An 18,497-nucleotide genomic window follows, 5' to 3' on the forward strand; every position below is an offset into this window, starting at 1 on the left:
TTAGTCCCCTCTTTCTTTGATTTCTTTTTCTTTGTTGAGGATTCTTTCTCTTTCGAGTTCGTATCTTTCCTGTTGCATCTTTTTCTTCACCGTCATCTTATCCGCGTTCTCTCTGCTATCGAGAATATGAGGTGTGATAAAAACCATCAGGTTGGTCTTTTTTAATTTTTCAGTCGTTCTTTTGAACAAATGCCCCATGTACGGAATGTCACCAAGTAGAGGAATTTTGATAATTCGTTTTTGTTTATCCGTGGAAATCAAACCGCCGATCACTATGGATTGTGTATTCTCAATGGTGACTGACGTTTTGATCTCGCGGCGATTGAAGGTCGGGTTTCCGCCGGCGAGGGCAATTTCTGCGATGTTCTTGATTTCTTGGAAGAGTTCTAAAGTGATCTTATTGTTTTTGTTTACGTGCGGAGTAAACTTGAGTTTGATTCCGGTCGGACGGTATTCGTAGTTGTCCACCGTTACCGCGTTGGCCCCACCGGTTCCGGCGTTTCTACTTTGTGTTCTTACGGGAACGTCTTGTCCCACGCTGATCTCCGCTTCTTGATTGTCGACGGTCAAAACTTGAGGAGCGGATAAGACGTTGAAGTTTTCATTCCCTTGGTTTGCGCTTAAGATACCGATGATCTGCTCGGAACCGGCTTTTAAGAATCCCAAGGAGAAACCGCTCAAGGTGTTGATGTTCGGGTTCACTTGACCGTTAGAGTTGATGATATTTCCTTCTTTGGAAAGACCGGTGTTGAATTGTCCGTAGGCTTCGCTCTTGTATCTCCAATCGATACCGAAGTCGTTGAGATCGCTGGAAGTCAATTCTACGATCAACACTTCTAAGAGAACTTGTTTTCTTGCCGAATCCAAAACCTTGATGATCTTTCGAATCTCGGTCCATTCCGAGTTCGTCGCGGTGACGATCACGGAGTTCGATTCTTTGTGACCGACCGCCTTGATCTTATCCACTTTTCCGGGAACCTGACCCTGGGCTTTTTTCTCAGGCGTCAATTCTTCCGTTTGAACGACAGGGTTATCCAGCTTGACTAACGTTGCCGCGATCTTTTCCGCTTCACTGTGTTCCAAAGTGTAGATATGAACGTCGCCCGCGGAAGAAACCGCGCCTGGTGTAGCCTCTTCCAGTTTTTGGTCGAGTTCGTTGACTAAGAGCAAGAGCTTGTTGATGTCGGCGGCGGAACCGGAAAGAACGATCGTATTCGTATTCTTATAAACGATCACGTCCGTATTCGGAGATGTCAGACGTTTGAGAATCGGCTCCAATTCTTCCGGTTTCACGTTTTCCACCGGAATGATTTGGGTTATGTTTCTAAAATCTCCGACTTCCGTTTCGGGGATCAGTTCCTTCCCGACACGAACGATGGGAGATCTTGCGAGTGCATCTTTGATCTTGACGATGGAGATCAGATCCGGTTCTTCTACGACCCCAAAGCCGAGAGATTCCAAAACCGATTTCATAAAAACGAATGCGTTTTTGATCGGAATTTCTTTTTGAGAAATGATCGTGATTTTTTTGCCTTTTAAACTCTCATCCAGAAGAATATTTTTTCTAAGTATCGCGCTCATTCCTTTTAAGAAATCATTGAGCTCGGTATCTCTCCAGTTTGCGTAGAACGTTCTTTCTGCCGGTTCTTCGGGAGAAGTCGCCGATTTTGTCTTAACGGTAACTTTCTTTTTATTCTGAGGGAATACGGGGCGATCCCATACCAAAAGTACGAGCATAAGAATGGAGAAGATTCTAAAGATTGGAAATTGATTGGTTGTTCCGGGCATTTTTTTTAGTTTCTGATAATAAATTCGTAGGTGAGAATCTGGCTACCTCTTTCCACATCTACCGTTATCTTATCGGCAGTTTTTACGGATCCCCAGATTTCCAACATTTTTTCGGTTTCGGTCAAAGGCATTCCGTTCACCCGTTTGATCGTGTCCCCGTTTCTTGCTCCGAGCGCATAAAAGATATGATCCGGGGCAACGCTATAGATCTTGTATCCGGTGATTTTACCGTTGATCAGAGCGGGACCAAATCTTGCGTTCTTGTACAAGGCCGCCGGGTCTTTGAGCTTGCGGTTGACGTCTTGTCTCGAAAGAACCTTTCTTACCGTATCGCCGGAAGCGGTTTGACCGGGATCACCTTTTGGCGCCGTGTCCTGGCCAAGTTTTGCTCTTGCTTCACCAGGAGTTTGGCCGATTTCAACTTTGAGAGAAACTCCCCCTTTTTCTAAAACGACGTAGTTGAGAGCAATGGAACGAATTTTATAACCGGCTACGGTTTCTCCCGTTGCGAATTCTTGCGCATCCGGCTTACCCTTTTCGACGATCGTCACTCGGGCAAAGGACCAATGCCCGCTTAGGGTTCCTGTGATTCTCATTTCTTCGCCTTCGCCTGTGTCTGGAGGAGCGGTAGAAAGTTCTCCTTCCGTAGCCACTTCACCCGCTCTTGGAATCACACCGCGAATGAGGTTTCCCTGAACCATTTCCTCATAGGAAGAAAGGGCTCGATTGGTTTCAGGACCGACCTTTCGAGTCGGATTGAGATTGGTATTTGCGGTTTGCACGCTAGGATTTAAGAATGCGAGGATTACCGCGCGCAAGAGATACGAAAGCGAGTAAGAAAAGAACAGGATTACAGGAATGAGGGTATAGAATGTGTTCTTCCTGAGTTCTAAAAAAATCGCGTTCATAGGGATCCGATCAGTAAATTTCTTTCAGAGATTTGAATAACACCCAGTCTCGAAAGGATGTTTAGAGTCTGGCAAATTTACCGGGGTCTAAGGGAGTCACAATCTTCAAGGTCTTTCTTAAGGCAACTTCCGGATTGATCCGATTTCCATTTAAGAATACTTCGAAATGCAAGTGAGGACCCGTCGCCGATCCAGTTCTGCCAACGGCACCTATGACCGTTCCTGCGCTCACTCTCGTTCCCTGCTCGATGGTAATTTTTGCACAATGCGCATACATGGTTTTGTAGCCATTCTCGTGATCGATGATGACAGTGTTTCCATATCCACCGTTAACGCCTGTAAAGGAGACGATCCCGTCGGCAGAAGCCAAAATGGGAGAACCTTGCGCTCCGCCGAAGTCGACGCCGCTATGATAACCGCCGGAACCAGTATGAAACGGATCCTTTCTTCTTCCAAAACGGGAAGTCATCTTCGCGTTCACCACGGGGGAAACAAAAACCTTTCGGAACTCGACTTTCTCGCGACTTGCATTACGCACTTGAACGGGAATTGAAATATTTTGTCCGACTTGGAGAGTTGAGTTTTTCTTGAGTCCGTTTGCGGAACTCACCTTTTGCACCGAGGTTTTCATAATTCTTGCGATTTTGGAAAGAGTGTCCTTCGGTTTTACAACGTAATTCTTATAAACTACACCGCTATGGCTAACGATTTTGGAGGAGATGATTCGATTGACGCTGATGAAACTCGGAAGTTCCAGATTCGATTTGTCTTTATGATAATTGAGGGAGTATTTCTCTTCTTGCCAGTTTTCAGGCGATTGAGAGAATAATTGTTTTATTTTACGTTCTTCTTTGTCCGTAAAAAAGGAAGAATCCTTATTGGTGTATTCGGAAATTTCCGCGTCGTAATTCTTCAGAGGATCCGCTCCCAGGGAAGAAGACAGAACCAAAGAGGAGATAAGGGGAATCAAAAAAAACTTTCCGTTCACCTTTTTAGTATCGGACATCCGAGTTGCCGATCTTGAACCGCCTCTTCGGGAGGATCTATTTTTTCTTTTTGTATTCCACGAGTTCATTAGCTATCAGTTTATCCAGATCCTCTATCGTAATCTTTTTTCCGCTGTATTCATCGTTCAATTGATAGATGATCATCCTTCCGATGGCGTATTCTCTTTTGTGATCCGCCGGATAACACTTGATCTTAACCATCGAGGGTGTGGATTCGATGTAGATCTTCACGAGCATTCCTTTCTTAAACGTCTCCGTATTGGAAACCTTCTTGTCTTGAATCAGGTAGTAAGTCTTATCCGCGTAGTGCTCGTTAATTTGAGCGACTGCATCTTTTCGAATCAGTCGGTTTCCACAGCCTGCTAGAAAAAAAATGATCCCTGGAAGCAGGAAAACCGTGATACGAAACATTTCAGTGCAAAATTACAGAGGGGGAAGGTATTTGAAACTAGTTTTTTTAGATTCCTCCTCAATTCCCTTTAATTTTTCCAAGAATCCCCTATTCTATCTAATTTCCCTACTACACTTTCCCTAAGTCGAGATCGATCCCTTTGCTGATTTCGAAAGTCCGGATGAATGCACTTTTTTCTCAAAAAAAAATCGGAAAGTTACTCTTTCGTTTTCAGCTCAGGAACGGTATTCTACGGAGGGATAGAATGAAAAACACTTGGATTTCTTTAACGGGAGCCAATTTAGACGGTCTGGAAGCGTTTCCAGTTTTTGTGGAGATGAATTTGAAACGAGGACTTCCACGTTTTATGATTACGGGACTCGCGGCCCAGTCAATTCGAGAATCCTCCGAACGAGTTCGGGTCGCACTGGAAAACAGCGGTTATTCCTGTCCTTTCCAAAATATTCTCGTGAATCTTGCTCCTGCGGGGAGAAAAAAAGAAGGAACCCTTTTAGATCTATCCATCGCTTGCGGAATCCTTGTACTCACCGGACAGATCTTTCCATCCGGGAAATTAAAGAGAACCATTCTCTTAGGAGAATTGGGTCTGGACGGATTTCTCAAACCCTTGAAAGGTGTGCTTCCGATTCTTTCCGGAATCTCCTCGGATAAATACGATACGGTGATTCTTCCGTTTCAAAATAAAGAAGAGGCCGCGCTCTTGAAGAAGTTTGACGTTTTTGGAATCTCCCAATTGAAAGAATTGGAAGAAGTTTTGGAGAATCGGAGAAATCCGGAAATCAAGTCCACGATTCAAGTAAACGTACCACAAATTCTAAAAAGTTTTGAGTTATACAAGGACCAGATGGTAGCCTTTCGCGCGATTCAAATCGCCGCCGCGGGTTGGCATCACATTCTTCTTACAGGACCTCCAGGAACGGGGAAAAGTATGTTAGCGAGGATGCTGGGACTTCTTCTTCCCCCTCCGGTAGAATCGGAGGCATTGGACATTCTTAAAATCAGATCTGCTCAATCTCCCCTGAAACAACTGTATGTGGAGAGACCGTATCGAGCACCACATCATACATCCTCGGACATTGCCTTAGTCGGTGGTTCCCGCGATTTGAGGATGGGAGAAGTGACGCTGGCCAATCGAGGAGTTCTTTTTTTGGACGAACTCTCGGAATATAAATCAGGCGTATTGCAGGCCCTTCGAGAACCGATGGAGGAAGGATCAATCACGGTCTCGAGAATCACTGGAAGTGTCACTTATCCTGCTCATTTTCTTTTGGCGGCGGCCACCAATCCTTGTCCTTGCGGATTTTACGGAGTGGAGAAAGGATCTTGTGGTTGTAGTGCCCAAAAGATTAAAAAATACCAAACCCCCTATTCCGGTCCGTTTCGAGATCGGGTGGATCTGGAAGTTCAAATTTTCCCATCGAAAGAAAAGGAAAGAAAAAGAATTCAGGTCGATTTGCAAGATGTGAAGGATCGAATCGAAGAAGCCGCAAAGATTCAAAATCAAAGATACCAAAATACAGGAATCTATTTCAACGGGCAACTCCGCGGAGAATCGGTGAATCAGCGTCTAAAATTCAATTCGGCTTGTGAGGACATTCTGGAGAATCAGATGCGACTTCGTAGGTTGAGCATACGGAAGTTCAATCAGATTCGAAAAGTTGCGAGGACAATTGCGGATTTGGAGGCAAACAAGACTGTGGAGGAAAGGCACCTTCTAGAGGCCCTGAATTTCCAGAACGCCGGAAATTACGGAGAAAACAGGGCCATCGCTTAATTCCCGTTAAGCGAGAAGTTCATTTGGAAAGAAAATGGGAGATTTCCATTGCGATCTTATCGATTGCAAAATCGATATAGCTAGGGTCCTCCAGTTTCTTTTTGTAATCTTCAAATTTTCGCTTTTTTACCGGCATTCCCCTTTTACGGAGAATGACCGGATCCGGTCCGAAATCATCTGATTCGGCCAGATTTCCTAAAATCGGGATGCTCTTCATAGTTACTTCCTTGTAACGATTTAAGGCTCTCTTCCTTGAGAACCCGCAGACAATTAAAGAATTCGGTGCTTGTTGGAAGTACCTTAATGCACTATTTCAAAAGAGCTGAGGATAATATTCACATCCCTTTTTTGAATTTATGAAGACAAGGTCGAATGAGACAAAATGGTTTTGAAAGGAAAGATCTTGGACCAAAAAGGCCTCGGCGGCTTTTCTCATTCGGGATTGTTTAGCTTGGTTGAGAGAAAAACGAGGATCAAACGTTCCGGATTCTTTCCAGTTCTTGACTTCCACAAAATGAAGTTCTTCTCCTTTTGAAGAGATTATGTCGATTTCAAATCGGGAAAACCGGAAATTTCGTTTGAGAATTTTATGACCGATCGATACCAAGAAATCGCATGCAAGATTTTCCCCTTCGATTCCTTTTTGTTTTCTGGAGTCCAGCAAGAAAAAAATCAGCCGGTAATTTCCTGAAGGTCGACGGGTCGTGAAATAAAAAGATTCGTGTCGCGAAGAAGATCCACAAGAATCAAATTTCGGACCATTTCACCATATTCATCTTTTATAATACGAATGCAGGGACGAATCGGTTTGTCCGGATTTGGACCCAAGACCACCCCGATTCTTTTATCGGAAAGCTCCACACAAGAACCGACCGGATATAGAGAAAGATGGTTCAAAAGCGCGCGCACTAGTTTTAGATCGAATTTGCCGACGTCCATGCTGATCATCGATTTGATCGCTTCGTGTGGAAGAATTTTTTTACGATGAGGGCGATTGGTAACCAAAGCTGAAAAGTTATCCGCAATCGCATAGATTCTTGCCTGTTCCTCGATTGCGTTCGAAGATAATTTTTGAGGATAACCGTTTCCGTCGTATCGTTCGTGATGTTGAAGAGCTACGATCGCGAGATTATTTTTGAGTTTCATTCTTTGGGAAAGAATCTGATAACCCAAGATCGTATGTTTCATGATCGTTTTGAATTCTTCGTCCGTGAGTTGTTCGTTTTTTTCGGAAACCGTCGCGGGAACCTTACACATTCCGATGTCCGCGAGTAAACAGGAGATTCCGAGATCGATCATCTTCGGTCTGGAATATTCCAAAAGCTTTCCCATGATGAGAGAATAGAAAGTCGCGTTCGCGATTTGATTATAAAGATAATATCCGCTCGGATTGTTGGATAGAATGAGATAGGAAATGTTCTGATTGGAGCGAACGAAGTCCGTAAGCTTTTCCGCGATCTCTCTCACGGGAGTCACCTCGAGCGGTTTCTCCTCCAGTGTTTTTTTAAAGACGTCTTGCAGAATTTGTGTGGTCTCTCTGTAAAGGTTACTAAATGTAACTTTGATCCGGTTGAGATTATCATAAATCGCTTTGAGAGGCTGGAGATCGTCGTCTACAATCGTATTGACGATCATGTCGTCGATATTCGTTTCCAAATGACTCGGATCCGAACTTGTAGAATTGCCGATTTGCAATAATTCACCCGCCGTCATCACTTCCTGAATTCCGAACTTATTCAATCGATCAAGATCGCTATCGGTGACCGGAGTATTGGAGGTGATAAAAAGATTTTCTTTATCTAAGTAGACGGGTTTTGAAAACCTCATCCCCGGTTTGAGTTCAGAGACGGCAAACTTTTTCATATTAGATTTTCCTTTTTCCCGAACTTAGATCCAATTCTAAGATCATCGAAAAGATCGCACCGACGGCTCTATACAAATTTTCAGGGATTTCTTGACCGACCGGGAGTTCGGACAAGGTTTCGGCGAGAATCGGATTTTCAACGACGGGAACCAAGTTTCTTTTTGCGATCTTATGAATGGTATCTCCCAAAAGGCCGGATGCCGACGCAGTGATTACGGGAGCATCGTCCTTTTGGGGTATGAATTTAAGTGCCACACTGATCATTTACGCATTCCATTCCTTCTGAGTGAGCGAAGGTTTATAAGCAAGATTGTATCCTTGGAAGCTCACAGAAGATTCATTCAGGATTCTCTTAAATTTTTCTTTGTTTTGGCAAGCGTGCAAGTACATTTTAAAATTATCAAAAGTAGCGTTGATTTGAAGGTCTTCCGACGATTTTTCTTTCCATAAGAACAAGATTAGGGTCTTTCCGGTTTTTTCAGTTTGAATGCGAAAGAGAAATTTTTTTGTCTCCTGTTTTCCATCCAAGGTTCCTTCGGCATATCCATTAGGAAGGTCCCAGCGAAAATGCGGCAATTCCGGACCCCATTCTATAAATGGATAGTATGTTTTTAAAACTCGTAGGAGTGAAGTTTCCACTGAGTTATCGGACGGATTTTGTCCGGTCAATTTTTCGGATAAGTCTCGCACGCTCATTCCGATTCCTTGTAGTTTGGAGAGTGGGTTTTCGTTTCCGGACCATTCTCTTTCCACGATTTTGAGTTCGATCCCTTTTTTACTCGGCTTCACTGCTAACGTGAGAATTTCTCCTACAAACAAGGGAGTTGTATCCGAACTTGTTCTGATTCGTTTTCCCGCTAAAGAAATCCAGGCTCCGCCCGGAAAATTTTCCAAAACCAATCCTTTGACCTTTTGATCCAGGAATACGTTCTGCAATCCGGATTTGACAAACTCCGATTCCTTTCCGAAAAGGAGGTTTAGATTTCCTGCCGAAAAATCCGCAGAAAGTTTCATAAGAATCCACCTCTTTCAGAAATGAGAAAGAATCTAATCATAATACGGGTTCGTCCGAAGTTTTCGCCGCATTCTTTTTCGTTCAGGAAATTAATTTCCAAACAAAAAAAGAAATTTCAAGATTCTAAGAATTTTCCGGTGAAACTTCTTCTATGAATATCGGAAAGACCGTGGCGAACAATCAGTTCTTCGTGAAGTTTTGTTCCATATCCCTTGTGTTGTTCAAATTGATACCGAGGATATTTTTTGGAAATGGAGATCATATATCGATCCCGGTCGACTTTCGCAAGAATTGAGGCGGCGGCAATGCTGACGATTCTGAGATCTCCCTTTGTGTAAAAAACGGATCGGCTCTTTAAAAAACTCCATTCCGGATATCGGTTGAAGTTGTAGTTTCCGTCGATCAAAAGTTGGAGCGGAAGTGTGGAATTGGAAATTCGAATCGCGAGTTTTGCGCATTTTCGAATTCCCTCTAAGACGGCTCGATTGATTCCAGCCTGATCGATGTAGTGAGGGCTTAAGAAAGTTCGATAGGCTATTTGTGCGTTTTTGAGAATCTCAGGATAAAGGGCTTCTCGTTTTTTCTCCGAAAGTTTTTTGGAATCGGTCAAGCCTTGGAGAATATTACCTTCCAGGATTTGTTCCAGCGTGCTTCTGGAAAAAGAGACAAGTGCAACAGAAAGAGGCCCCGCATAAGGACCTCTTCCGGCTTCGTCAACTCCGCAGGGAATGGACTCTGAATAGAACCGGAGTTCTTCCGGTTCAAATTTTGGTTTTGTTTCCGGCAAACCGGATTATTCTGCCGCTGGAGCCGCGGTTTTTGCCGCCGCAACCGAATCTTCTTGAATTTGTCTCTTTCTATCTTCACTCACGAGAGTTTTACCACCCTTGAGTTCTTTGATACGAGCCGCTTTTCCGGCAAGATTTCTGAGATAATACAGTTTCGCTCTTCTTACTTTTCCTTTTCGGATCAGTTCGATCTTTGCGATTCTTGGAGAAAAAAGAGGGAAGATTCTTTCCACGCCGATATCGTAAGAAACTCTACGAACGGTAAAAGTTTTTCCGTTTGCTTCGTTTGCTACGGAAATTACCACACCTTCGTAAACCTGAACTCTTTCTTTTCCAGACTCAACAATTTTATAATGTACTTTAACAGTATCGCCTACCGCAAAGTTTTGTTTTCTTTCTGCGTCTGGAGTTAATACTTCTCTTAAAAGTTGATTCATAATTTCCTCTCTTGATCAGGGTCGATCTTCTTTCTATTTTGTTCCCTCCACGCTAAAATAGAAGCGTGGTTGCCGCTGAGCAGGACGTCAGGAACTTTCCATCCATTGTATTCCGAGGGTTTTGTAAATTGCGGATATTCTAAAATATCGGGATGGTTGTGAGACTCATCCAGCAGGCTTTCCCCTGCTCCTAAAAAACCCGGCAGAAGTCTGGACACCGCATCCGCTATACAAATGCTGGCCAAATCCCCGGCAGATAATACATAATTTCCAAGGGACATTTCCATGTCAACTAGATGTTCCGCCACACGATGATCCACGCCTTCGTAGTATCCGGAAATAAAAGTTAGAGGTCTTCCAGCTTCTTTTAACTTCGTAGCAATGCCTTGATGAAACGGAATTCCGGAAGGAGAAGTAAGAATGACCGTTCCCTTGTCTTCTCCGAGAGATTCCAGAGCCTTGTGAATCGGTTCGACTCTAAGGAGCATTCCCGGGCCACCGCCGTAGATCGTATCATCCACGCGGTTGTGTTTGTTCCCAGCGAAGTCTCGAAGACGAACAAGGTTAACGGAGAATACTCCGGCTTCGATTGCTTTTTGTTGAAGTCCTTCTGAGAAGTAAGAACGAATCTTGTCCGGAAAAAGAGTGATGAAATTAAATTTCATTCCATACCTCCGGTTGAATGAGGACGATGGTTTTCTTTTCTAAATCCACTTCCCCGACGTAGACGTGAATGAAAGGAATTAAAATTTCTTCGTCCTCAGGCCTTGTAAAAGAAAGAATCGGATGCGCCGGATTGTCTAAAACTTCTTTCAAGACCCAATTCAATTTTTTTCCGGATTCGTCCACGGCGTGAAGGCCGATCAAATCGGAGATATAGAATTCGTCTTTGCTTTTGATTTTAGGAAGGAGATGAGCCGGTAAAAGAAGGATTCCACCCGTAAGTCGTTCAGCTTCTTCCGGTGTGTTGATTCCTTCGATACGAACGATAAACTTTCCCGTATGCGCTTGCAATTCGAGAATTGTAATATCTTTCTCCGGAAAATTGGGATCCGGTTTTCGAAGTTTGAGTTGAATGGGAAGTTTGAATTCTGTGAGAACGGTTTCTCTTACATTAAAACGAAGAAACCCTTTGATTCCAAAGGGTTTTCCAAGTTGGCCGAGTGAAATCCAGCCTTCAGTCAATGATTTCGAGCGAGAAGTTTTTTCCTGCTTTTACGGAAGCCGCAGTAAGAATCGCGCGCAGGGATTTTGCAATACGACCGTTCTTACCGATTACTTTTCCCACGTCTTTTGGGGAAACGCGAAGTTCGATGATGTTTTGTTCTTCCCCTTCGATTTCCCGAATTACGATTTCTTCGGGAAATTCAACAAGAGAAGCAACGATGTACTTCAGCAATTCTTCCATTACTTCTTCAGGGTTGTTTTGTATTCAGCCCAAATTCCGGCGCTCTTAAACAGGTTCAAAACGGTTCCTGTAGGTTGAGCTCCGTTTTTCAGCCAAGTAAGAATTTTTTCCTTATGGAAGGTAGTCTGTTCTTTGATTTGTGCTGGATGATAGTGACCAACGATATCTACGAATTTTCCGTCTCTAGGCGCTCTGCTGTCAGCGGCAACAATTCTATAATGAGGGTCGTGTTTGGTTCCAGTTCTTTGTAATCTAAGCTTTACCAAGGGATCGTTTTCCTTTTATCATTTTTTCCTTACAAGAATAGTACGGAAAAAGAATGCATGATTTTTACCAATATTGGACAATATGTCCCTCTGTCAAGAAATGATCCGACAAAAATGCAGGTTCAGGTTTTTGCGAGGGATTTGAGATGTTTTGCGTTCTCCACAGGGTTTCCGGTTTTATAAAGTCCGGCCCCAACTACTACGATGTCCACCCCATTCTTCTTGAGTTCTTGGATATTGGTATCGTTTACGCCGCCGTCCACTTCGAGCTCGATCGGTCTGGAACCGATGAGTTCCTTCGCTTTGCGGATTTTTTCCATTCCGTTTACGATAAACTTTTGTCCGTAAAATCCAGGTTCCACGGTCATCAGAAGAATCAAATCGATATAAGGAAGAACGTTTTCCAAAGAAGAAACGGTTGTTCCGGGATTCAGAGAAACTCCGACCTTGGTTCCGTGGGATTTGATTTCCTGAGCCAAACGCACCGGAAAATCGGTGGTTTCGATATGAAACGTAATACAATAGGGACTCAGTTCGTAGTATTTGGAAACATGGTTTTCCGGTTTGGAAACCATAAGATGAACGTCCAATGGAATGGAAGTGAGAGCTTTTACTTCCTTGCTCAGCGCTTCTCCGAAGCTGATCTGAGGAACAAAGTTTCCGTCCATGACATCCATGTGCATCAAGTCGATGGCGGAAGGATCGTAATCGGGCACTGTCTTTCCGAGTTCAGTGAGTTTTGTAGCTAAGATGGATGCGGAAATTTTCAAAGTTCGCTCTCGTAGGATTTGGATTTTACTTTGGAATCCGTTGCGTCGAGAAGTGTTAACTTTACGCTTCCCTTTCTATAGAATACGGTCTGAAACTTTTCTCCGTCTTTGAGACTCACCGGAAGTGTGAGGACATCGGCCACGTCTTGGTTTTCCGGTTTGACGACCGCCTTGTATTCTCCGTTGTCTCCAACCTCGTAAGAGAAAAGTTCGTATCCGCTTTCGACCGCGAGCTCGGGTTCGAAGTAGAAGACTTTGAAACGAATCTCATCTCCTTCCATTCTCGCGGATTGAATGAGTCCGTTTTCAGTGCGAACTCTCGTGCTGATGATTTCTTCAACCCTACTTTTGATTCCGGAACGAGTTAAGCTTTTTTGAACGAGAGGAAAGGAAGCACCTTGAAAAGAAGTCGGTGCAAATTCTTCTTTTGTTTTGGCAGGCGCCTTCGTTACGAGTAGGAATACTTTTTCTCGAGAAGTTGTATTCTTCCCTGGTTCCGGGATTTGATCGATGACCGTGTTTGGAAGTTGGTCGGCTTGTGGTTCGATATAAGTGATCCCGCCGATTTGTAATTCTACATATGTTTCTCCGGCGAGAACTTTTTGAAGATTGGCTCTTGCGGAATCAATGGACTGTCCCCTGACGTCGGGAACCAAAAGTCGATCCACTCCCGTGTTGACCGCGAGAACAATTTTACTTCCGGCTTCGATTTCTCTTCCCGGACGAATGGATTGATAGAGAATGATTCCGTCCGTTTTGTCTGGATACCGTTTGTTTTCCAGACGCACCTTCAGCTGAAGACGATTGAGCTCGTTGTGAACTTCGGGATAAGACTTTCCGACCAGATCGGGAACGATTACCTTCGCTGTACTTTTGGTTCTAACGAATACGACTAAGAATGCGGCGCTAAAGAATAATAAAAGACCAGCCGCTAAGAATAAGATATAACCCCCGATCGGAAGGTATTTCTCTTTGATTTGTTCCTGATTCACCCGAATGTTTCCCCTTCTTGGATTCTGAAACCGTTGAGAAAATCGGATGAGGACATCCTGTTCTTGTTTTCCGGTTGCAATTCCAGAATTTCCAAAAATCTACCATCACCACACTGTGTAAGAAGGCCTTTTTTGTCCAATCGTTTCAATTTACCAGGCACAGGCGGAAGTTCCGCAGGGAGTTCGGAAGTCCTGGTTTTTAGTATATTGAGACGTTTCTCTCGGAACTGAGTCGTCGCCACGGCGTCCGGAAAGAGAGCGCGAATTCGATTGTGAAGATCGTTCGCATTCAGTGACCAATCGAGAATTCTATCTTCCGCTTTGATCTTTCCGCAATAGGTTGCTTTGGAAGAATCTTGCGGAGTCGCCGCGAATGGTTTGCCGTCGAATTCCCGAAGTAAACGAAGAATGGTTGTGATTCCCGCTTTCGTAATCTTATCCATCAGGGTTCCGGTGTTGTCTTCCGGAGTGATTTCCACTTCTTGATAAGCGACAACGTCTCCCTCGTCCATCTTTTCGGTGATGTATTGGATCGTGATTCCGGATTTTGTATAACCTTTCCAGAGCGCGGTTTGTACGGGAGATGCGCCGCGTAGATCCGGAAGAAGGGAGCCGTGTAAGTTGATCGAACTCAGTGGAGGATTTCTAAAAACCTCGGACGGAAGAATCGAACCGAAAGCGAAGATGATATAGAGATCCGCGGGAAAGGAACCGAAGTCTTGAAGAGCTTGTTCCTTTTCTTTTTTGATAGATTCATATTGAAACACGGGAAGTCCGTGTTCGAGAGCTATCTTTTTTACGGGCCCGTGCTCGGGAGTTCTGCTTCTTCCCTTGGCACGGTCCGGATTGGTGACCACAAAAAGAACTTCGACGATCTTCGAGTCGATCAACGCTTTTAAGAGCTCTGCGGAATGTTCCGGGGTTCCAAAGTATCCGATTTTCATATTACACCAAATCTAAAGGATCAAAGTCGATTTCAAGATAAACTTTTTTAGAAAGTTTCAAAGGACGAACTTCTTTTTTGATGATCTCTCTCCAATGTTGAATCGATGACGTCTTGAGAATGATATGGTTTCGAAAGTTGGAATCGATTCTATAAAAAGGGCAAGGCGCCGGGCCGAGCAGAACCGTATCTTTCGAAGGAAAGAATTTTTTAAGGGCGTTAAAGACGAGTTCGATCGTTTCCAGAGAAATTGCTTCGTCTTTGGATCTGGATACAATTCGGATCAAACGGGAGAAAGGAGGATAGAATAATTCCTTTCGAACGGGAAGTTCCCATTCATAAAATTGAATATAGTCTTGGGTCATCGCCATCTGAATGACAGGGTGGTCCGGTGCGTTGGTTTCGATCAGAACCTCGCCTTTGAGTGTCGAACGCCCCGCTCTTCCCGCAACCTGGGTCAAAAGAGAAAAAACCCTTTCGTTGGCTCTAAAATCCGGAAGACCGAGTCCGATTCCCGCGTTTAAAACACCGACTAACGTTACTTGGGAGGCATCCAGACCTTTTGCGATCATCTGGGTTCCGGTAAGAATATCGATCTGACCTCCTAAAAGACGGGAGATGACTTCGTTTAACAAACTTCGATCCTGGATCGAATCCTGATCGAGACGTTCGACGCGGGTTTGTGGAAACGCTTCGAGAAGATTTTCCTCCAGCTTTTGGGTTCCGGTTCCTTTGAGCGTTAGGGTTTCGCCCATTCGTTTTTCAAGCGAGTCTAACGTTTCTGTGTGGCCGCAGAGGTGACAGATCGCGGTCCCTTTTTTGTGATAACAAAGATTGGTCGTACAATTCGGACAAGGAACGTAGGAAGAAGTCGCAGGAGAATAGATCAGAGGGCTGTAACCTCTCCGATTCAAAAGAAGAATCACCTGCTCTTTTTTATCCAAACGTTGTTTGATCGCAAAGGAAAGTTCCGAACTGAGAACGTTGGATTCTTTTTGATTCTCCACGATACGAACCGTCGGAGGCACAACGCCTTCGGGCCGTTTGGTGAGGGTATGAAGATGAATTTTTCCTTCTTTCGCTAAGTGATAGATTTCTAAAGAAGGAGTCGCCGTTCCTATCACGAGAACCGCGTTGTTTGTCTTACATCTCTGCATCGCGACTTGTCTTGCGTGGTATCTCGGACTCGAATGTTCTTTAAAGGAAGAATCATGATCCTCGTCTATGATGATCAGGCCCACGTTCGAAACGGGTGCGAACACCGCGCTCCTTGTGCCCACCGCGATTCTTTTTTTGCCCGTGAGAAGTTCGTTGTAAGCCTTGAATTTTTCGGAAACCTTCAGGGCGGAATGTAATACCGCGAGTTGCCCCGGAAAGATGAGTTCCAGTTTTCGAATGATATGAAAGGTCAAACTGATTTCGGGAACGAGAAGAATCACGGATCGATCCGAACTTTCCAAAATCTTTTGGATAAGATGGATGTAGACTTCCGTTTTTCCGGAACCAGTGATTCCGAATAAAAGATGAACCGCCGTTTGACCGAAAGTCGAAACTATATTTTGATAAGCGACATCCTGTTCTTGATTGAGTTTTACGGGTTTCCCTTCCGCGTCCGAGGGAAAGGCTTCGAGTTTGACCTGTCTTCTTCCGGCGGGAATCATCTTGTAGATACATTCTCCCAAGGAAGCGATGTATTGATCCTTCATCCAATACGCCAAGTCGATCTGTTCTTGTAGAAGAATCGGAGTTTTATCGATGATCTTTTCCACGGACAGAACCTTGTAGTTCGGTTCGTTTTGGTGAACGGAAACGATGATGCCCTCTTCTTCCCGATTGCGAAGTTTTGCGTGAACACGAACCCCAACTTTTGTACCGGGAGGAACCTCGTATGTAAACGTATCTTCCTCGATCGGAAGATCAAACGCGACCTCGGCGTAATAGATCAAAGTACGTCCTTGAGTTTGGTTTGAAAGAGCGCGAGTTGGGAAAGAATACTTTCTTTGATGGAGATCTCTTCTTTTTTGATCGTTTCGAATTCGAAGGATTCTTTCGAACCTGAAAAGTTTTTCCGTTTCGTTTCGATCGCGGAGATCGCTTCCGGAGAACGTAAAACTACCATCGGAATTCCGGGAAGGAAGTCTAACGTTCTTCCCATCATCTCCAGGGCTTTTTCCTTTCCGTAGACGGCGATCGCACTCGTTCCCAAGAGGATGATTCCTCTGATCTTTTCGGATTCGATCGTTTCCTTAACTTGGGTTTCGCACTTTTCAGTTCTGAGCTTCCAGTCTTCCGCGTTGGATTTGGAATGGGCAAAGATACAAGCCGGATATTCTTGATAGTAGAATTCCTGATGACTAAAGCCGAATTGTTTTTGGATCATTCTTCCGAAAAGTTCTTCCGCGTCCTTGGTTCTAAAGATCTGATCGGGGGAAGTTTTGGAAAAGGAAGGCCTTCCCGGAGCGATTTCTCCCGTATAATGAAGTACTAATACAGGTTTTCTTCCCTTTACGAGAAAGTTTCGAATGGCACTGATTCGATCCGAACAAAGTCTGCACGTGAAATTTCTTTCCGCGGCCCGAGCGGGTCGCCGAACTTGGATTCCTTCGGCTTCGAGTTGAAGGTCGTGCTGTTTTTCTCCCGGATTCCAGTCTTCTTTCCAGACGAGTTCTGTGGTTTCGGGAGGTTTTTCTCCGGCAAATTGTAGAATCGGGATTTGTTTTTTTTGGATTAAAAAACGTAAGTCGCCCAAAATTCTTCCTAAGCTTGTAAGAATTTGTTTATCCATCGGTATATTGATCCGAAGAAATGTTAAGCGACTTCATCTTTCTGTATAAATGGGAACGTTCGATTCCGAGAACTCTGGACGTTCTTGTAACGTTTCCTTCGTTGGTCTGTAATGTTTTTATAATATACTGTCTTTCGAATTCTTCTTTTGCCTTTCTGAAATCTCCGAGTTCCACCATTTCGTTCGCCGTTTTGAAACCTTTGAGCGCGTCTCTTGCGTCGTTTGCAGTGATCGTAGAACCCACGGTCATAATACAAAGTCGTTCCATGATGTTTTTGAGTTCTCTTATGTTTCCGGGCCAAAAATGGTTTTGAAGAATCGAGACCGCTTCGGATTCGATTTTTTTCGGTGGCAGATTGTTTTCTTCCAAGGTTTTAGCGATATAATAATCCACGAGTAAGGGGATATCGGAGGTTCTTTCCCTCAAAGGAGGAATCGTGATCGGAATCACATTCAAACGATAGTAAAGGTCTTCTCGAAATTTTCCGTCTCGGATCGCTTCTTCGACCGGAATGTTGGTCGCGGCGATGATTCGAACGTCGACGGTGATCGTTTCAGTGCTTCCTAATTTTTCGAAACGTTGTTCTTGCAAGATTCGTAATACTTTCGCCTGAGTCGAAAGCGACATGTCGCAGATTTCGTCTAAAAATAAGGTTCCTCCGTTCGCGGCCTCGAATTTTCCGATTCTGGAATCGGTAGCTCCGGTGAAAGCACCTTTGGTAAAACCGAAAAGTTCAGATTCGATCAATTCTTCCGGGATGGCCGCGCAGTTCATTTCGACAAAGGGTTGATCTTTCCGTTTCGAATTCTTGAAAATCGTTTTGGCGACGAGTTCTTTACCGGTTCCATTCTCCCCGTAGATAAACACTCTTGCGTTTGTCGAGGCGGCTTGCGCGATCGCAAATTTTACTTTTTGGATCGCGGGAGAGTTTCCCAGTATTTCATCATATTCTAATTTAATTTCCGCGTTCTGATTTTTTTCTTCTGGTTGAATGACGTTCTCGATCGCCTGGAGCACTTTTTCGATGGAAAGAGGTTTTTCCAAAAAGTCGACCGCGCCTTTTTTTGTGGCCGCGACTGCGATTTCAATCGTTCCATGTCCGGAGATCATTAAGATCGGAAGAGTCGGATAGAGTTTTTTACATTCGTCTAAGACAACGATTCCATCCTCTTTTCCGAGCCAGACATCGAGAAGAATGAGGGACGGTCTTTCTCCTTTGAGTTGTTTGAGGAGGGCCTTTCCGGTCGAAAAGGTCTCGACTTCAAAACCCTCGTCTTCTAAAATTTCTTTCAGAGATTTTCTGATTTCAGGTTCGTCGTCTGCGATAAAAATTTTCATT

Annotated in this window: 22 protein-coding genes; 1 reads left to right on the forward strand and 21 read right to left on the reverse strand. The window is 44.2% G+C overall.

Annotation, left to right across the window (positions count from 1 at the left end):
- The 4 genes from gspD to DLM75_RS08335 form a co-directional block, all read right to left on the reverse strand.
- Window positions 1-1,788: a type II secretion system secretin GspD gene (gspD, locus tag DLM75_RS08320; protein ID WP_118968079.1), complete on the reverse strand. Its 1,788-nt coding sequence runs from the start codon at window positions 1,786-1,788 to the stop codon at window positions 1-3.
- A 5-nt stretch (window positions 1,789-1,793) separates the two neighbouring features.
- A complete protein-coding gene (locus DLM75_RS08325; protein ID WP_118968080.1) occupies window positions 1,794-2,696 on the reverse strand; it encodes a general secretion pathway protein GspC in 903 nt (300 codons plus the stop codon).
- 61 nt (window positions 2,697-2,757) lie between these two features.
- The gene (locus tag DLM75_RS08330; RefSeq protein ID WP_118968081.1) at window positions 2,758-3,771 is read right to left on the reverse strand and encodes a M23 family metallopeptidase; all 1,014 of its coding nucleotides are present in this window, start codon (window positions 3,769-3,771) and stop codon (window positions 2,758-2,760) included.
- A complete protein-coding gene (locus DLM75_RS08335) occupies window positions 3,740-4,114 on the reverse strand; it encodes a type II secretion system-associated lipoprotein (RefSeq protein WP_118968082.1) in 375 nt (124 codons plus the stop codon). The genes DLM75_RS08330 and DLM75_RS08335 overlap by 32 nt, the downstream gene beginning before the upstream one ends.
- Before the next feature lie 245 nt (window positions 4,115-4,359).
- On the opposite strand from DLM75_RS08335, the gene DLM75_RS08340 reads away from it, so the two are divergent.
- Window positions 4,360-5,889 (forward strand): YifB family Mg chelatase-like AAA ATPase, encoded by a 1,530-nt coding sequence (locus DLM75_RS08340; RefSeq protein WP_118968560.1) that lies wholly within the window; start codon window positions 4,360-4,362, stop codon window positions 5,887-5,889.
- Between the two features lie 19 nt (window positions 5,890-5,908).
- On the opposite strand, the gene DLM75_RS08345 is transcribed toward DLM75_RS08340, so the two are convergent.
- The 17 genes from DLM75_RS08345 to DLM75_RS08425 all read right to left on the reverse strand — a co-directional run bounded on the left by DLM75_RS08345 (window position 5,909) and on the right by DLM75_RS08425 (window position 18,496).
- Entirely contained in the window at window positions 5,909-6,106 is a 198-nt protein-coding gene (locus DLM75_RS08345; protein ID WP_100787307.1) for a hypothetical protein, read from the reverse strand.
- A gap of 96 nt (window positions 6,107-6,202) precedes the next feature.
- Window positions 6,203-6,553 (reverse strand): YraN family protein, encoded by a 351-nt coding sequence (locus tag DLM75_RS08350; protein WP_118968083.1) that lies wholly within the window; start codon window positions 6,551-6,553, stop codon window positions 6,203-6,205.
- Between the two features lie 8 nt (window positions 6,554-6,561).
- Complete coding sequence (locus DLM75_RS08355) at window positions 6,562-7,752, reverse strand: cyclic di-GMP phosphodiesterase (RefSeq protein WP_118968084.1); 1,191 nt, start codon at window positions 7,750-7,752, stop codon at window positions 6,562-6,564.
- Between the two features lies 1 nt (window position 7,753).
- On the reverse strand, window positions 7,754-8,017 hold the full coding sequence (locus tag DLM75_RS08360) for an EscU/YscU/HrcU family type III secretion system export apparatus switch protein (RefSeq protein WP_118968085.1): 264 nt from the start codon (window positions 8,015-8,017) through the stop codon (window positions 7,754-7,756).
- The gene (locus tag DLM75_RS08365) at window positions 8,018-8,767 is read right to left on the reverse strand and encodes a hypothetical protein (RefSeq protein ID WP_118968086.1); all 750 of its coding nucleotides are present in this window, start codon (window positions 8,765-8,767) and stop codon (window positions 8,018-8,020) included.
- Window positions 8,768-8,883: 116 nt separating this feature from the next.
- Window positions 8,884-9,555, reverse strand: coding sequence for a ribonuclease HII (gene rnhB / locus DLM75_RS08370; RefSeq protein WP_118968087.1), 672 nt, complete (start codon window positions 9,553-9,555; stop codon window positions 8,884-8,886).
- Between the two features lie 6 nt (window positions 9,556-9,561).
- Window positions 9,562-9,993, reverse strand: coding sequence for a 50S ribosomal protein L19 (gene rplS, locus DLM75_RS08375; RefSeq protein WP_118968088.1), 432 nt, complete (start codon window positions 9,991-9,993; stop codon window positions 9,562-9,564).
- Window positions 9,990-10,658 (reverse strand): tRNA (guanosine(37)-N1)-methyltransferase TrmD, encoded by a 669-nt coding sequence (gene trmD, locus DLM75_RS08380; protein ID WP_069607361.1) that lies wholly within the window; start codon window positions 10,656-10,658, stop codon window positions 9,990-9,992. The genes rplS and trmD overlap by 4 nt, the downstream gene beginning before the upstream one ends.
- On the reverse strand, window positions 10,648-11,178 hold the full coding sequence (rimM, locus tag DLM75_RS08385; RefSeq protein ID WP_118968089.1) for a ribosome maturation factor RimM: 531 nt from the start codon (window positions 11,176-11,178) through the stop codon (window positions 10,648-10,650). Before rimM ends, trmD begins: the two co-directional genes overlap by 11 nt.
- Window positions 11,171-11,401 (reverse strand): KH domain-containing protein, encoded by a 231-nt coding sequence (locus DLM75_RS08390; protein ID WP_000391865.1) that lies wholly within the window; start codon window positions 11,399-11,401, stop codon window positions 11,171-11,173. Before DLM75_RS08390 ends, rimM begins: the two co-directional genes overlap by 8 nt.
- On the reverse strand, window positions 11,401-11,667 hold the full coding sequence (rpsP, locus tag DLM75_RS08395; protein ID WP_118968090.1) for a 30S ribosomal protein S16: 267 nt from the start codon (window positions 11,665-11,667) through the stop codon (window positions 11,401-11,403). The genes DLM75_RS08390 and rpsP overlap by 1 nt, the downstream gene beginning before the upstream one ends.
- Before the next feature lie 122 nt (window positions 11,668-11,789).
- Window positions 11,790-12,437, reverse strand: a complete 648-nt coding sequence (gene rpe, locus DLM75_RS08400; RefSeq protein WP_118968091.1) for a ribulose-phosphate 3-epimerase — start codon at window positions 12,435-12,437, stop codon at window positions 11,790-11,792.
- Window positions 12,434-13,429 carry a PASTA domain-containing protein gene (locus DLM75_RS08405; protein ID WP_069607357.1) on the reverse strand — a complete coding sequence of 332 codons (996 nt, stop codon included), beginning with the start codon at window positions 13,427-13,429 and terminating at the stop codon, window positions 12,434-12,436. The genes rpe and DLM75_RS08405 overlap by 4 nt, the downstream gene beginning before the upstream one ends.
- Window positions 13,426-14,373 (reverse strand): methionyl-tRNA formyltransferase, encoded by a 948-nt coding sequence (gene fmt, locus DLM75_RS08410; RefSeq protein WP_118968092.1) that lies wholly within the window; start codon window positions 14,371-14,373, stop codon window positions 13,426-13,428. Before fmt ends, DLM75_RS08405 begins: the two co-directional genes overlap by 4 nt.
- A gap of 1 nt (window position 14,374) precedes the next feature.
- On the reverse strand, window positions 14,375-16,318 hold the full coding sequence (priA, locus tag DLM75_RS08415; RefSeq protein WP_118968093.1) for a replication restart helicase PriA: 1,944 nt from the start codon (window positions 16,316-16,318) through the stop codon (window positions 14,375-14,377).
- The gene (locus tag DLM75_RS08420) at window positions 16,315-17,157 is read right to left on the reverse strand and encodes a hypothetical protein (RefSeq protein ID WP_118968094.1); all 843 of its coding nucleotides are present in this window, start codon (window positions 17,155-17,157) and stop codon (window positions 16,315-16,317) included. The genes priA and DLM75_RS08420 overlap by 4 nt, the downstream gene beginning before the upstream one ends.
- Window positions 17,150-18,496 (reverse strand): sigma-54-dependent transcriptional regulator, encoded by a 1,347-nt coding sequence (locus DLM75_RS08425; protein ID WP_118968095.1) that lies wholly within the window; start codon window positions 18,494-18,496, stop codon window positions 17,150-17,152. The genes DLM75_RS08420 and DLM75_RS08425 overlap by 8 nt, the downstream gene beginning before the upstream one ends.
- Between the last annotated feature and the right edge of the window lies 1 nt (window position 18,497).

Source organism: Leptospira stimsonii, assembly GCF_003545885.1.
GTDB classification, from domain to species: domain Bacteria; phylum Spirochaetota; class Leptospiria; order Leptospirales; family Leptospiraceae; genus Leptospira; species Leptospira stimsonii.

What these genes read in the sequence shown, in the direction of transcription:
- DLM75_RS08355 (WP_118968084.1), bottom strand. Translation starts at nt 7,752, where the DNA reads ATGAAAAAGTTTGCCGTCTCTGAACTCAAACCGGGGATGAGGTTTTCA.
- rplS (WP_118968088.1), bottom strand. Translation starts at nt 9,993, where the DNA reads ATGAATCAACTTTTAAGAGAAGTATTAACTCCAGACGCAGAAAGAAAA.
- DLM75_RS08330 (WP_118968081.1), bottom strand. Translation starts at nt 3,771, where the DNA reads ATGAACTCGTGGAATACAAAAAGAAAAAATAGATCCTCCCGAAGAGGC.
- DLM75_RS08340 (WP_118968560.1), top strand. Translation starts at nt 4,360, where the DNA reads ATGAAAAACACTTGGATTTCTTTAACGGGAGCCAATTTAGACGGTCTG.
- DLM75_RS08325 (WP_118968080.1), bottom strand. Translation starts at nt 2,696, where the DNA reads ATGAACGCGATTTTTTTAGAACTCAGGAAGAACACATTCTATACCCTC.
- DLM75_RS08360 (WP_118968085.1), bottom strand. Translation starts at nt 8,017, where the DNA reads ATGATCAGTGTGGCACTTAAATTCATACCCCAAAAGGACGATGCTCCC.
- DLM75_RS08425 (WP_118968095.1), bottom strand. Translation starts at nt 18,496, where the DNA reads ATGAAAATTTTTATCGCAGACGACGAACCTGAAATCAGAAAATCTCTG.
- DLM75_RS08390 (WP_000391865.1), bottom strand. Translation starts at nt 11,401, where the DNA reads ATGGAAGAATTGCTGAAGTACATCGTTGCTTCTCTTGTTGAATTTCCC.
- fmt (WP_118968092.1), bottom strand. Translation starts at nt 14,373, where the DNA reads ATGAAAATCGGATACTTTGGAACCCCGGAACATTCCGCAGAGCTCTTA.
- DLM75_RS08365 (WP_118968086.1), bottom strand. Translation starts at nt 8,767, where the DNA reads ATGAAACTTTCTGCGGATTTTTCGGCAGGAAATCTAAACCTCCTTTTC.
- DLM75_RS08420 (WP_118968094.1), bottom strand. Translation starts at nt 17,157, where the DNA reads ATGGATAAACAAATTCTTACAAGCTTAGGAAGAATTTTGGGCGACTTA.
- DLM75_RS08345 (WP_100787307.1), bottom strand. Translation starts at nt 6,106, where the DNA reads ATGAAGAGCATCCCGATTTTAGGAAATCTGGCCGAATCAGATGATTTC.
- DLM75_RS08335 (WP_118968082.1), bottom strand. Translation starts at nt 4,114, where the DNA reads ATGTTTCGTATCACGGTTTTCCTGCTTCCAGGGATCATTTTTTTTCTA.
- trmD (WP_069607361.1), bottom strand. Translation starts at nt 10,658, where the DNA reads ATGAAATTTAATTTCATCACTCTTTTTCCGGACAAGATTCGTTCTTAC.
- gspD (WP_118968079.1), bottom strand. Translation starts at nt 1,788, where the DNA reads ATGCCCGGAACAACCAATCAATTTCCAATCTTTAGAATCTTCTCCATT.